Origin of the sequence: Novacetimonas hansenii, from assembly GCF_014843995.1 — a bacterium.
Lineage (GTDB): Bacteria > Pseudomonadota > Alphaproteobacteria > Acetobacterales > Acetobacteraceae > Novacetimonas > Novacetimonas hansenii.
The window spans coordinates 2,092,406-2,107,185 of record NZ_CP062147.1; the positions used below are offsets into that span (position 1 = coordinate 2,092,406).

Sequence of the window (14,780 nt, forward strand, 5' to 3'; positions counted from 1 at the left end):
AAAGCGATCAACCCGCATCTATTACTCATGAAAATCCCGTTCCATACCCTGAACTCAAAAAATAAAGCACACAGATAATTGCAATATACCCCAATTAAATTGAAATAATATATATGTCAATGCTTGTTTTATGAAAACAACATGATGCTTCTATTTGAATTGCAACTCACACACAAAAACATACGTCATGAGGACTTTTGCCCGAGCTGTGACCAGACAGTCTGGCTGGATGAAAGAAGACCATCAGGTCCATATTCCCATCCATTCGGAAAAGAAAGAAATGCCACCTTAGATTGGAGGCGAAGGCCGGAAATGATATCATATCTTCCTCTCCACAAAGCCGCAGGTGGCATTCCCCACGATACGCAGGAAAGAAGATTCGGATGACTTCGCTTCAAGATGGCACAACGGACCTGATACACTTTCCCAGGAAATCCATTCTTTCTCCTGCGGAAGCCTCACAATACCTTGGAATACGTAAATATCATTTATTCATTATGCGCATATTGCGATGTGGGCCACCAACAATCTCCATCAACAAAAAAACTTTGTATAAAGAAGATGAATTGGGTAAATTTCGCCTTTTTTTGATGGATTCTATGGGAATATGTGAAAATAATGGGATATATAAGGAAAAAGAGGATAAGATACGCAAAAATATTCATGATCCACTTATGTCCCTTCTTTCAATTAATATCATAAAGAGAAAATTTATTCTTGTTACGCTATGGAGTATGGTGCTGTTTGGGATTTCAATAAACTTGCTATTATTCTAACATCTACCCTTTATGGTCCTTCATAATTTCTTCTCAGATGGCATTTAAAATATACCTGACAGGCACTTTTTATGAAAAAACAGATTGTCTATAAAATCCTGACCGCATCTGAATATGCCGCACTGGTACATGACGGGATTTTCTCCGGCTCTTTATTGGATATTTCTGATGGATTCATACATATGTCGACCGCGGATCAAGTAACTGCAACCGTTGATCTGTATTTCAAAGGACAATCCGGCCTCATGCTCGCTGCGATTGACCAAGAAGTATTGGGACCATCGCTGCGGTGGGAGGTATCTCGGGCAGGACAGATATTTCCACACTTTTATGGGCCATTGACCCTCGCCGCAATTATCAGGCTGTCTCCAGTAACACGTAATCGGGAAGGTCAGGTTGAAATTATAAGTCATTAAAATGTATCGCTACCACGATGAACGTATCCATACCCCGGACCCGATGGGAATTTAACAGTGCGTCAACATAGAATGAGCGACAGAAGCAGGCGACATTCAGCCTTGGGCAGCCTATTATTCACAAGAAGAGCGCCTTGCATTCAGGGGGCTTCAACCTGCTCTATTTTTTACCACCATCGTATAAAACCCGTCTGATAGTATAGTACAACTGGCTGGTATACAAAATCCGAAATTTACCAGTCTTTTGCATTACCATATATAATTTCGAACTCTCTTCAAACCAACTCCCGCATATTCGATACGATGCGCACGTCCTGTATATCATCAAGCAAGATCTAGCGTAGGTAACTGGCCATCATAAGCTTATCTCGCCAGCAATCAAACAATACATAATACGATATAAAATATCAGAATATTAATATAATATATTGAAACATAATTAATTTACAAAAATCTCAACCTTACATAGCTACATAGTCTGACTGCGATAAATTTGCCTTGCTATGATCTATATATAATTTCGAAAAATATGTTATTATAAGGAATATATCTGCCAGTCAGCTACAATACAAAGGAGAGAAAGTTGAGAAATATAGTTAAATTTATGTCAAATGTTATTTTTATATTCATATTATTTTCTATCATATCACTATTTATTTATAAATATGCCAATACTTTTAGTTTATCGGAAATCGGAACAGGAAAGATACATTGTGACCTGAACGAAAATCTAAGGACATGCCGCTTTACCCCGGTTGATACGGCATCCCTCTCCGCAGGAGTCAATACATATACTTCATATATCATTAACTACAATGAAATTGATGAGAAAAATAAAATATATATAGGAAGTAACTGTTCAAATTTCAATCTACCATCTGATGGGATTTGTACTTTTAGCGTATTTGGGAAAATAGATAAAAAAAATCACTTAATAAAATCCATAAAAATTAAAATGCCCGAATAGGCATTCCATGTAGATATACCCCTTCCAAATATTTAGTGAGAATGAGACGAACACTTGGGTATGATAAATATATCTATATAATTATAGATTTTTTTTAAAATACACCACCTTAAAAAATTAAGGTGGTGTTTAGAATTTTTATGGATAATTATCTCACGGAATACTTTACGGAATAATATCAGTGCGACAATACAGAATTATCATTCTGTTATGGGAGTTATCAGTGCACAATTACTCCCAACAACCCTCAATCGCCTGTTTTTCCTCACTCGCCATTGCGGATAACGCTGCCACCTTTGGCAACAAAGCGCACGGCATACAGTGTTTTGATATCGTGGGTCGGATCCCCCATAACAGCGACCAGATCGGCCAGTAGGCCAGGCCGTATTGCGCCAAGCTGATCGTCAATATGGAATATCCGCGCATTGCCAGACGTCGCAGCCTGCAGAACAGCAGAGGCAGGCATCCCGGCGGCAACCATGGCCTCGAGCTCCCGCGCATTGGTCCCATGGGGAAAAACACCAACATCACCACCGACACACAGAATAACACCTGCCTTTCGCGCAGCGGCAAAACTTGCGCGACTGGTCTGAACGGCTTTGGGGGCAGGTTCCTCGCCGTTCCAGCCACGATAACGGGCAATGCTTTCCATGGCAGACAAGGTGGGACACAGCGCCGTACCGTGATCATGCATCAAACGAAAGACGTCTGGCGTCCCTTCTGATCCATGTTCGACAGTATCAACGCCTGCCAGAACGGCGCGGCGCATGCCTTCGGCTGAATGCGCGTGGGCGGCAACAATCCGTCCTGCCGAATGAGCAGCCTCCACCGCTGCGCGCATTTCTTCCATCAGGAAGGTTGGCCGACTGGGTTCACCCGGTCCCCAATGGTAATCGGCATATAATTTGACCACATCCGCGCCAGCAGCAATCTGTTCACGCGCCGCGCGCACCAGGTCGGGGCCATCAGCTTCCTGCGCGCCCTGCGGAATTGGGACGCCGGGTTCAAACCCCTTTGGTCCATAAGAGCCTGTCGCCACCAGCGCACGTGTCGCAACCAGCATGCGCGGACCGGGAATGATCCCCTGCTCTATGGCCTGCTTAAGGCCCACATCTGCATAACCAGCCCCTTCGGTCCCCAGATCACGCACCGTGGTAAACCCTGCCATCAGGGTCGCCCTTGCCGCAACAGTTGCGCGTGCAGTCCGCAGCGCAAGGGATTCATGCAGAACCTGATCGTCCCATTTCGTTTCGTTATAGGGATGGAGGAACAGGTGTGAATGTCCTTCGATCAGGCCGGGCAGCAACGTCATACCCGGCAGATCGATCACATGTGCGCCAGCAGGCGCGGACAGCGCAGGGCCGACGGCGGTGATACGTGTGTCATGAACCAGCACAGACCAACCTTCGTGGGGATGCGGATCAACCCCGTCAAAGACCCGCGCAGGACGGATCAGCAGGTCATCGGCCAATGCCGGGACCGCAAGGAGCGTCACCATCAGCCCAATGATTGGAAAATATTTTGTGAAACGCATTACGGCCTTTCCCATGAGGACGGTCAGTCGATCTTGCATATCGTTGCGCCTGTGGATAGATTTTTGCCGATGATAACCGTGCGTCCCCGTGTTGCAACCTTTCGTATTCTCTTTCTTGGTGCCCTGTTCATGGGGCCCACCCCATGCACGCGCGCCGCATCCCCCGAGGAGTACGGCCGCCTGCGACAGGAAGCCACGCGGGTGACAATCATCCGCGATGATTGGGGGATTGCCCATGTACGTGGGCATACAGATGCCGATGCCGTGTTCGGCGCCAGCTATGCACAGGCAGAAGATGACTTTAACCGGGTCGAAACCAATTACCTCGTCTCACTCGGTCGCCTGGCAGAGGCAGAGGGCGAAAGCGCACTCTGGCAGGATCTGCGGATAAGGATGTTTGTTGATCCGGTTCGCCTGCAGGCGGATTATGCCTCCTCCCCCCGGTGGCTGAAACGTCTGATGGATGCATGGGCTGATGGGCTCAACTGGTATCTCCGGACACATCCGCAGGTAAAGCCACGTGTCATTACCCATTTCGAGCCATGGATGGCGCTCAGCTTTACCGAAGGCAGCATCGGCGGCGATGTGGAGCGTATCTCACTCTCTCGGCTTCAGGAATTTTACGAAAAACGTCCTGTCGCGCCAAGCGAGGAAGAGCGCGGCATAAAACCGCAAGAACCGAAAGGCTCCAACGGGATTGCGATCGCCCCCGCCCATACGGCGGCGGGTCACGCGCTACTGCTTATCAACCCACATACCAGTTTCTTCTTCCGCTCCGAACTGCAAATGACCAGCGACAAGGGGCTGAATGCGTATGGCGCGGTCACTTGGGGGCAATTCTTTATTTATCAGGGCTTCAACCCTCACGCCGGATGGATGCACACATCGAGTGGCGTGGACGTGGTTGATGAATTCGCGGAAACAATCACCCGTTGCGGCGATCAAACCTGTTACCGTTATGGCGACAAGACGATACCTGTCGAAACCCGCAAGGTCACATTGCGGATCCGCATGCCATCAGGCACACTGGCGGTGCGCGAATTCAATGTTAACGCCACACATCATGGCCCCATTGTCCGGACAGACGGAAATAAATGGGTCAGCACCGCCCTGATGTGGAAACCGGTTCCAGCACTGGAGCAGTCCTTCCTGCGCACCAAAGCAGAAGATTACACGCATTTCATGAAAGTATCTGCGCTGCAGGCAAATTCATCAAACAACACCATCTTTGCCGACAGCAAGGGGGAGATCGCTTATTTACACCCGCAATTCGTGCCACGTCGCAACGACCGATTTGATTACCGACACCCCGTTGATGGCAGCGACCCGGCGACTGACTGGCACGGGTTACATGCGCTTTCGGAACTTCCGCAGGTCGTCAATCCATCCAGTGGCTGGGTCATGAACACCAATGACTGGCCCTGGTCTGCATCTGGTCCCGACAGCCCCCGACGGGCCTCTTTCCCACGTTATATGGACATGGTGGGCGAAAATCCACGAGGCATCCATGCCACACGGTTGCTGAGTGAAGGACATGATTTCACGGCTCAGTCGTTAATGACTGCGGCCTATGATTCGTGGCTTCCCGAATTTGCGATATTGGTGCCACAACTTGTTTCCGCGTGGGAACACCTGCCCACCAATGCACCACAGAAATCACGGCTAGCCGAACCAGTGGCCTTGCTGCGCAAATGGGATGATCGCTGGTCGGCGCAGTCCACGGCCACTTCTCTGGCCGTATTATGGGGGGATGGGTTGTTGGAACGGGTACGCCCGTTGGCCAAGGCAGAGGGCGGATCACTTTATGAATACCTGACCACACGCATCAGCGACGGGGAAAGGCTGGAACGATTGGATTCGGCGGTAAACCGGTTGGTTCACGATTTTGGATGCTGGCAGGTTCCGTGGGGCACGCTCAACCGTTTTCAGAGGATAAACAGCGATCTGACCCAGAACTTCAGCGATGCCAAGCCCAGTCTGCCTGTGCCGTTCACGTCCGCCATATGGGGATCCCTCGCCTCGTTTGGGGCAAAACGCTATCCCGGCACAAAACGCTATTACGGCACAAGTGGGAACAGTTTTGTCGCCGTCGTGGAATTCGACCAGAAAGTCCGCGCGTGGGCAGTCTCCACAGGTGGGGAAAGCAGTGATCCGACCTCACGCCATTTCATTGACCAGGCCACACGGTATAGCGAAGGCAATCTGCGCAAAGTCTACTTCTACCCAGAAGAGCTGCAAGGTCATGTCGAGCGACGCTACACGCCGGGGGAATAGCAACGGTCTAAAAATAATCTCTTGAGGAGCGGCCTGACAGAAATTCCATGGTTTCCGTATATTATCGGAATGATCATCTGTTCAGGCCGTTCGATTGGCGCAACAGGGCAGCAGGCTATAGGCCACACCTGTTACGGGGGATAAGTTTCCAGACCGTTTCCGTTGCCGGACAGATGCCTTTCAAGCCACCGGGAACATCATGATTTTTCAAACGGGTCAACAAAAACTGCCCCTCATAATGCTGCCGGACCTCAGCTTCATCGACACTGAACGGCGGTCCGGCCCTACATGACTGCTCATAATGCAGGCAAATAAGTAATTCGGGGGCTGAGTTCGTGATGGCCACCAGGTGTTTGGCGTAACGCTGCCTCAGATGGGCAGGAAGGGCGATAAGTGCCGCACGGTCATAAACCCCATCCACATGACCAAGAAACTGGGGCGTCAGGTCAAAGAAATCGCCAACAAAAATACATAGATGTCCCGCTTCGTAACGCTTTAAAACACCCATTGGCGTGATGCAGGGAGAAAGGCCAAGTTCAGCAAACAACTGCTGGACTGCAATGTGGCTCAGTTCAATACCGCTGACGTGGTATCCCCTTGCCAGTAACCAATGGATATCAAGGCTCTTTCCACACAGGGGCACGAAGATGCGTGCCCCGGTCGGGAGGTGCAATTGCGAAAAATAACCGATAAGCAACATATTAGGTTGCGGTTCATGAAAACCGATTTCATTACGTTGCCATTTCGCATGCCAGAAGGCATCATTTACTGATTTTTCTTCCATATGCGCAGTATATACGGCCCGGCCAAAACAGGCACAAGACGAAGAATAACGGCCGCATGCAGCGAAGGTCGCGGGCATCGCAAAGGCAAACAGGGGCAGGCACGTACCGGTTCGTCCCACGCTTCATAGGGAAAATATGGAAACTATATATTTCCATCGTTGTTATTTCTTCTACAAAATTCCGGCGTTAATGAAGGGGTCAGCAAAACAGCACACAGCATGCTTATGAGCGCATGAAGGAGCTGTTTTTCAGACAATTTTATGATGAAGCGGAGTTATATCATATGAACTACAGCTTTCTTTCACTCCCCGCCACCGCTCTCGCTTTTGCCCTGGTGACTGGCAATACGGCCTCTGCGCAGGTTGTAACCAGCGCCGCACAGGCACAGTCCGGCACCTATGATGTCGAACCCGGCCATACGCAGGTTGGGTTTTCCGTGTTACATTTCGGGTTTACAAACTATCTTGGTATATTCTCCAATGTCTCGGGCACACTGATACTGGATCCCAAAAACCCGACCACGTCCAAACTATCTGTTACCATTCCTGTCGATTCCATACAGACAACCAGCAGCAAGCTGAATGATGAACTCAAGGGAACGCAGTGGTTCGATGCCGCGAAGTTTCCCAATGCCACATTTGAATCCACATCCATCCATGTCACTGGCCGGAATGATGCACTCGTCACCGGCAACCTGACGCTGCATGGCGTCACGAAGCCCGAAACCCTCAAAGTGCATTTCATCGGTGCAGGCATAAATGCGCTGGACAAGAAATATACCACTGGGTTTGAAGCCACCGGCACCCTCAAACGCAGCGACTTCGGCGTGAAGATGTACGTGCCCTATGTGTCGGATGAGGTGCAGTTACGCATTAACGGTGCTTTTGAAAAGCAGGGCTGACATCATGTCGATGCCCGCACGCACAGCGAGCGGGACCACACGGTATTCCACAGTGGCGATTATCCTTCACTGGCTGATCGCGCTGGGAATACTGACGTTGATCGCAATGGGTCTGGTCATGGACCATCTCCACCTTGATCCGATACGTGTGTTCCAGCTCTATCAGTTACATAAATCCATTGGCATCAGCATGATGTTCCTGATCCTGCTTCGTATCGGGTGGAGACTGAGCCACAGGGCGCCGCCCCTGCCGAACGAGATGCCACAGGGGGAAAAGACAGCCGCGCATCTGGCACATCTTGCCCTCTACAGTCTGCAGGTTCTCCTCCCCCTGAGTGGCTGGGCAATGGTATCGGTTTCGGTTCTGGGCATTCCTACAGTGCTGTTTGGAACAGTGCCATGGCCGGATCTTCCAGTCTTTTCAACCCTACCTGACAAGGCACCTGTCGAAGCAATCTTGAAATTACTTCACCACTGGGCTTCATGGGGGTTACTTGCGCTGATCTTACTGCATGTCGCAGCCTCTTTCAGGCATCAGTTCGTACTGCATGATCATGTTCTTCGCCAGATGCTGCCGCCCTTTTGCATGCTCTCCATAACACGCAAGAAGAGAGAAAACCCATGAAGGCTCTTCATATCTTTCTACCCGTTTCTGCTGCTGTTAGCCTCTTTTTCTCAACGCCAACCTTTGCTGCAGATTGGACGCTCGCATCAGGGAGCGGCACACTGGGGTTCTCCGGTACACAGACCGGCAAGACATTTGAAGGTCATTTCGAGAAATATAACGGCACGATATCGTTTGATCCAGCCTTCCCGGAAGCAGGCCATGCAAAGATCATCATCGATATGGCAAGTGTCACAACCAGTGACAGCCAACGTGATGGCGCCCTACCCGGTCACGACTGGTTTGACGTCAAGGCGTTCCCAACGGCTATTTTCGAAGTGAAGGATTTCAAAGCCAAAGGTGGCAACGTTTATGACGCCGAAGGTACATTGACGATCAAGGGAGTGAGTAAACCCGTGACCCTTCCTCTTACCATCGACATCTCAGGCTCCGACGCGCATGCCAAAGGCCATCTCCAGCTTGTCCGCTCGGCATTCAATGTCGGCATTGGCCCGTGGAGTACAGGCCAGTGGGTTGCGCTTGAAGTAGATGTGAATATCAATGTTACAGCGCATAGTGGCTGAATGCACACTCACTTGCGCTGATTGCCGCCATACAGCAGCAATAGATTCATGATATCCCTGTCCCACATACCGTGTCGCAGGACACCGGCAGCGCGCATTCCTTCCTGTTGCCAGGGTTATGTTGAGGGCATTCCAGTTGGTATCAGTCCTCTACATCTGCTTCTGTCCGAACCTTGCCAGATCAGGCCCAGCCGCGCCACCATGCCCCGATGAGTTGGAGCCCTATAAGAAAGCGCCATCAGGTCGAATATTCCTCCAGTAAAATCAAACGCTTCCGCAGAATCGCCCTGCGATGCAAGAAAACGCTCCATGTATTTATCGCCATGATCTGGATAAACTCAATGCAGACAGATGACCAGTACTTTTAACATTCTACATCTGCACCGATCTCGATGAGGTAATCATCGAGAAGAAAGGGCTATTTTGCATATCCCAACCATCCGGTCTGTCCAAAACATTCCACCAGATAGTCAAGCAGGGCTGTCACTCGCACCGGTCTTAACGAACTGGACGGTGTGACAAGATACAGTGCAATGGCGGGTGCTTCCCAATCTGGCAATATCCGCTCAAACCTGTTGGAAGCCAGCCCCTCGCCCACCATGAATTCAGGGAACAGACCAAAGCCCAATCCAGCCGCAAGAGCAGGTAGGAAAGCCTCTGCATTATCCGCACGGAAACGGGGGGTTTGTGTCAGGACAAATTCATTCCCATTATTGACCTGCCGAAGCCGAACCTTTCCAGGTGCGGATGTATTGGTATAGACAAAACTTTTATGTGTCTCCAGATCACGAGGATGATCAGGACGCCCCACCCGCTCCAGATACTCGGGACTTGCAACCAGCAAAAGTCGAACTTCGCACAGCTTACGGGCCCGCAATGAAGAATCTGCAAGAGAGGCAATACGCAGTGCAACGTCGTATCCCTCGGCGACAAGGTCGACAAGTGCGTCACTGAAATCGACTGTAATATCAATGTCCGGATATTTCGCAAGAAACGCAGGCAAAACAGGTGAAAGATGCCCAATGCCAAATGTCATGGGCGCTGCAATCCTGATAAGGCCCGATGGACGTTGTGTGCCTCCCCTGGCTTCTGTTTCCGCCGCCTCTGCTTCAGCCAAGATACGATTAGCGTGTCCCAGCAACATCCGTCCCATTTCCGTAAGGGAGATATGACGCGAATTGCGGTTGAAAAGTGCAACCCCAAGCGCCTGTTCCAGACGTCCTATAGCTTTGGAAACAGTGGGTTTTGAGAGCTGCACCTCCTCTGCGGCCCTGGCAAACGAGCCAAACTCAGCCACTTTTGCAAAAATGGCCCATGCTTCAAAATCAGGAAGGCGCATAACAAAATCTCTGGAAATGATTAATGTCAATAATTTCTATATCTTATTTTCATTATGCCTGTCGCCCTTTTGGGCATCAAAAATAGAAACGATGCCTTTCTTTGATTGCCATATACCGCCTGCCTGCCCATAGATAATCTGCCCTAGATAACTCACTCGATTGATCCGGGGAAAACAGATCATGATTGAAGTTCGTCCTTACGACAAACTCGGCCACGCCAGCCATGGGTGGCTGGATGCAAGGCATCATTTTTCTTTTGCCAATTATTATGATCCCACGCGCATGAACTGGGGCGCACTGCGGGTCTGGAATGATGATATCATAGCACCAGGCACAGGCTTTGGCATGCACCCGCATGAGAACATGGAAATCATCACCTATGTGCGCGAAGGAGCGATTACACATCAGGATAGCCTTGGTAACAAGGGGCGTACTGTAGCAGGCGATGTCCAGGTCATGTCCGCAGGTACAGGGATCAGGCACAGTGAACATAATCTGGAAGATGTGGCCACCCGCCTTTTCCAGATCTGGATTCTCCCGAACCGTGCCGGTCATGCACCATCCTGGGGCACACGCTCCTTTCCAAAAGACGACCGGGCAGGGAAATTCATCACTCTGGCATCAGGTTACCAGAACGACGGTGATGCCCTTCCCATTCATACCGAGGCGCGCGTACTGGGCGCAACGCTGACAAAAAACGAGACCATCGAATACCATCTTGGTATTGAAAGGCTTGGATACCTCGTTGTCGCTAAAGGCTGTGTGGAGATTGAGGGCAAAACCATTGGAGAGCGCGATGGCGCTGCAATCTCAGGCACTGATATTGTCAAGGTTAGCGCACTTGCAGATGCTGAAGTTATCCTTGTTGATACGGCGCCATAAATTCTGGAAATAGCGAAGGAGGAGATAATATCTCCTCCGATATTATATGGCCAAAATACTATTGTGATGGCCTTTACGAAAGCATCCTAACTTTTTAAATGAGGCGAGGCCGCGAACTCAATAAAATTCCGCAGATAATGAATTTCCTCATCGGTTTCCCGATGACCCAGGAATATCTGTTTTGCAATACCCTTTTTACCAAGTCTTACAGGATAAAGTTTAAAGCGTGTAGTATATTCTTTTACAAGCCAGCGCGGAAGTGCAGCAACACCCCGTCCATGGGCCACCATGACAAGCATGATGTCTGTCGTTTCAATCTGCTTTTGTTGACGTGGGGCAATACCCGCAGGTTGCAGAAATTGCGTGTAGATATCAAGCCGTTCGGATGGCACGGGATAGGTAATCAATGTTTCATCCGCAAGCTGCTCCGGCGCTATAAACTTTGTATTCTGCAAAGGATGGTCAGGACCAACAGCCAGCACAAGTTCATAATCAAAAACCGGCGTAAATTTCAAGCCAGGTTTATAAAGAGGGTCAGGCGTAACCAGAATATCAATTTCATTGCTGAATAACGCGCCAATTCCTCCAAACTGGAACTTTTGACGTACATCCACATCCACTCTGGGCCATCTTTCCAGATAAGGTGATACAACCTTCAGAAGCCATTGATAGCAGGGATGGCATTCCATACCGATACGAAGCGTACCGCGTTCTCCATTACTGAACTGTTCAAGACGTTTTTCCGCCAGTTCAAATTGTGGAAGCAGGCGGTTTGCCAATGACAACAGCCATTCACCTGCCTGAGTGAGCACAAGAGACCGCCCTTCCCGTCGCCAGATTTTTACATCAAGCTGGTTTTCGATCTTGCGGATAGCATGACTGAGCGCCGGTTGGGTCAAATGCAGGCGCATTCCGGCTGCCGTTAACGAGCCCTCCCGTGCGACCTCCTGAATGATGGTCAGATGATGGCGCTCCAGAACACCCATGCTTCACTCCATAAATGCACAGAATTCATATAATCATCAGAATATATCATTTTAATTCATTTATATAAACTTCTATCACGCGGTCTGAACATCTCTGCATGATTTTTATTAATGCATCCTCCTCCTACCAGAGATCTGAACACGAAATCAACCAACTGCCTGAGGCGGATGGGCTACGCATCATATGTCGCTTTTTTTTATGATACGCGCACGCAAAAGCTAACTTTCTACGGCGTGTCGTCAGTTAAGCAGGATGATGATTGAGGCGAATTGAACGGCTGCGAGAAAGGTTGATTTGAGTTTATCGTAGCGGGTTGCGATGGCGCGAAACTGTTTGAGTTTATTGAAGAATCTCTCGACAAGGTTTCGTTCACGGTAGAGAGCGAAGTCTGTTTCCCGTTGGGTCGTCCTGTTGCGTTTTGGCGGGATCACCACGGTAATCCCGCGCTCTTTCAGTCGGTCAATCAGCCTGTCCGCATCATACGCTTTGTCGGCAAGGAAGGCATCCGGGTTGATTTTTTCCAGAATGGGCTCCGCCTGGGTGATATCGGCATCCTGTCCCGGAGTAATGTCGAGTTCCACCGGGTTGCCCAGGGCATCGCAGATGGCATGGATTTTTGTGGTCAGTCCGCCTCGTGAGCGTCCGATGGCCTGATCCGCACCCCTTTTTTGAGAGCACCCGCGCTATGCTGATGAGCCCGGACAATGGTGCTGTCGATCATCATGTATTCATTGTCATGATCGGCGGCCAGATCACGAAATATCCGCTCGATCACACCACTTTCACACCAGCGGCGCAGACGCCGATGCACATTTTTCCAGTCCCCGAAACGGGCGGGGAGGTCACGCCACGGGATGCCTGTACGGTAACGATACAGCACAGCTTCCACAAAAAGCCGGTTGTCCGCAGCCGTACCGCCAACATGACCTTCCCGGCCGGGTAGAAGATCCTTTATCCGCTCCCACTGATCGTCGCGCAAACCATAGCGCCGCATCCATCTATCTCCCGCAAAACCGGAAAAACAGACACCACAGGCAGACAGACAGTACAACCCTCACGCACAACACTCAGAACTTAACTGACGACACGCCGTAGAAAAAAAGAAGATTCACTATCATGCAATTCAGACATACGGATTTCCTGCATCCTCTTTTAAATAGATAAGCTATGCATGTGGTATCTGGCGCACGATGATCTGCGGGCTACTCTCTTGTCCTACAGTATTGTGTCTATGCGCATGTCACTATCACCCATCTGGTCAACATCAGTACAATACGCAAGGGTACATATGCCATTATATGCAGCGATTGGCCATTCCCGCTGATCGAGCCTGATAAACCCTATCATGAGTAGCAGCGGGGAATACGCCCATCAGTGTGCATATCCGTGTCACATGCTTCCTTGGCTCCATAAAGCCAGACAAAGTGCTGCCCAGACATTCATGTGTACGATGCTTACATATCTTTACCAAGAATATTTCATATCATCATAATGACTATGAAATAATAATAGATAGATCGAAAATACTTTATCTACCACTCACACTTCGGAACATTCAGATATCATTCATATATAAAAACCTTCTTGTAAAATAAGATAGAACATATATCCGTATCGCTGCGCATCCTCACCGGAATACCAATCCACCTGCATATCAGGCAGAAAGTTCTCTACGGACGATTTCTACGCCGGCCCCCAAAGCATTGAGCTTGCTTCGTGCCACGTCGCGCGACAAAGGGGCCATACCACAATTCGTGCAGGGATAAAGTTTGTCCACATCGACAAATTGAAGTGCCCGTCGCAGAAGATCAGCAACTTTTTCAGGCGTTTCAATGATATTTGATGCCACATCAATGGCACCGACCATTACCTTTTTCCCACGAACAAGTTCAATCAGATCCATTGGAACGCGGGAATTCTGACATTCCAGAGAAATCAGGTCGATACTGGATTTTTGCAATTTCGGAAAGATCTCCTCATATTGGCGCCACTCGTTCCCCAGAGCATTTTTCCAGTCAATATTCGCCTTTATGCCATAGCCATAGCAGATATGGACCGCAGTTTCACACTCAAGTCCTTCAATCGCTCTTTCTAATGTGGCAATACCCCAATCATTCACTTCATTAAAAAATACATTAAATGCAGGTTCATCAAACTGGATGATGTCCACCCCTGCCGCCACCAACTCTTTGGCTTCCTGATTCAGGATTTTAGCAAATTCCCACGCCAGCTTCTCACGACTTTTGTAATGCGCATCATAAAGCGTATCAATCATGGTCATAGGACCAGGTAATGCCCACTTGATGGGTTTGTGCGTCAAGGTACGCAAAAACCTCACATCCTCGACAAAAACAGGCTTTTCGCGTGTCACGGCACCTACAACAGACGGTACACTTGCTTCGTAACGATTGCGAATTTTTACCGTCTGACGATTTTCAAAATCTACACCGCTAAGATGTTCAATAAACGTCGTGACAAAATGCTGACGAGTCTGTTCACCATCACTGACGATATCAATCCCTGCTCGATCCTGATCATCCAGCGCCAGACGCAGCGCATCCTGCTTCCCTTCGATCAGTTGGTTTCCCTGTAATTGCCAGGGTGACCAAAGTGTCTTGGGCTTGGCAAGCCAGGATGGCTTAGGCAGGCTACCAGCCGTTGAAGTGGGGAGAAGTATTTTCATAAAGAATAACCTTGTATTTCTGATTGATCCGGAAATGTCGCTGATAG

The 14,780-nt window shown here is 49.3% G+C and carries 12 protein-coding genes; 6 read left to right on the forward strand and 6 right to left on the reverse strand.

All coding sequences use genetic code 11. The annotated features are described in order from the left end of the window. The first annotated feature begins 847 nt into the window (after positions 1-847). Positions 848-1,192, forward strand: a complete 345-nt coding sequence (locus tag IFJ82_RS09005) for a DUF952 domain-containing protein (RefSeq protein ID WP_062808936.1) — start codon at positions 848-850, stop codon at positions 1,190-1,192. A gap of 1,232 nt (positions 1,193-2,424) precedes the next feature. Here the strand turns inward: IFJ82_RS09005 and IFJ82_RS09010 are convergent. Then, a complete protein-coding gene (locus IFJ82_RS09010) occupies positions 2,425-3,693 on the reverse strand; it encodes a metal-dependent hydrolase family protein (RefSeq protein WP_225578601.1) in 1,269 nt (422 codons plus the stop codon). A 69-nt stretch (positions 3,694-3,762) separates the two neighbouring features. Between IFJ82_RS09010 and IFJ82_RS09015 the strand changes: the two genes are divergently transcribed. Continuing rightward, on the forward strand, positions 3,763-5,967 hold the full coding sequence (locus IFJ82_RS09015) for a penicillin acylase family protein (protein ID WP_225578841.1): 2,205 nt from the start codon (positions 3,763-3,765) through the stop codon (positions 5,965-5,967). 115 nt (positions 5,968-6,082) lie between these two features. Here the strand turns inward: IFJ82_RS09015 and tmpT are convergent, their stop codons facing one another. Continuing rightward, a complete protein-coding gene (gene tmpT, locus IFJ82_RS09020; RefSeq protein ID WP_040510756.1) occupies positions 6,083-6,751 on the reverse strand; it encodes a thiopurine S-methyltransferase in 669 nt (222 codons plus the stop codon). 284 nt (positions 6,752-7,035) lie between these two features. Between tmpT and IFJ82_RS09025 the strand changes: the two genes are divergently transcribed. The 3 genes from IFJ82_RS09025 to IFJ82_RS09035 are packed head-to-tail and all read left to right on the forward strand — an operon-like array spanning position 7,036 to position 8,841. Then, on the forward strand, positions 7,036-7,653 hold the full coding sequence (locus IFJ82_RS09025) for a YceI family protein (RefSeq protein ID WP_192266445.1): 618 nt from the start codon (positions 7,036-7,038) through the stop codon (positions 7,651-7,653). Positions 7,654-7,657: 4 nt separating this feature from the next. Next, positions 7,658-8,278, forward strand: a complete 621-nt coding sequence (locus IFJ82_RS09030; RefSeq protein WP_117129696.1) for a cytochrome b — start codon at positions 7,658-7,660, stop codon at positions 8,276-8,278. Then, the gene (locus tag IFJ82_RS09035; RefSeq protein WP_075594761.1) at positions 8,275-8,841 is read left to right on the forward strand and encodes a YceI family protein; all 567 of its coding nucleotides are present in this window, start codon (positions 8,275-8,277) and stop codon (positions 8,839-8,841) included. The genes IFJ82_RS09030 and IFJ82_RS09035 overlap by 4 nt, the downstream gene beginning before the upstream one ends. A 418-nt stretch (positions 8,842-9,259) precedes the next feature. Here the strand turns inward: IFJ82_RS09035 and IFJ82_RS09040 are convergent, their stop codons facing one another. Beyond that, on the reverse strand, positions 9,260-10,180 hold the full coding sequence (locus IFJ82_RS09040) for a LysR family transcriptional regulator (protein WP_192266447.1): 921 nt from the start codon (positions 10,178-10,180) through the stop codon (positions 9,260-9,262). 181 nt (positions 10,181-10,361) lie between these two features. Here IFJ82_RS09040 and IFJ82_RS09045 point away from each other — a divergent pair, with 181 nt between their 5' ends. Next, a complete protein-coding gene (locus tag IFJ82_RS09045; RefSeq protein WP_062809884.1) occupies positions 10,362-11,063 on the forward strand; it encodes a pirin family protein in 702 nt (233 codons plus the stop codon). Positions 11,064-11,149: 86 nt separating this feature from the next. Here IFJ82_RS09045 and IFJ82_RS09050 read toward each other — a convergent pair whose 3' ends face one another. From IFJ82_RS09050 to IFJ82_RS09060, 3 genes are all read right to left on the reverse strand, one after another. Further along, positions 11,150-12,049: a LysR family transcriptional regulator gene (locus IFJ82_RS09050; RefSeq protein ID WP_192264000.1), complete on the reverse strand. Its 900-nt coding sequence runs from the start codon at positions 12,047-12,049 to the stop codon at positions 11,150-11,152. Between the two features lie 240 nt (positions 12,050-12,289). Next, positions 12,290-13,044, reverse strand: a protein-coding gene (locus IFJ82_RS09055; protein WP_192264003.1) for an IS5 family transposase whose coding sequence is annotated in 2 segments (ribosomal slippage) — positions 12,290-12,714 and positions 12,714-13,044 — 756 coding nt in all. Because the reading frame shifts where the segments join, the coding sequence is not laid out codon by codon here. 660 nt (positions 13,045-13,704) lie between these two features. Beyond that, on the reverse strand, positions 13,705-14,733 hold the full coding sequence (locus tag IFJ82_RS09060; protein ID WP_003619618.1) for a methionine synthase: 1,029 nt from the start codon (positions 14,731-14,733) through the stop codon (positions 13,705-13,707). Between the last annotated feature and the right edge of the window lie 47 nt (positions 14,734-14,780).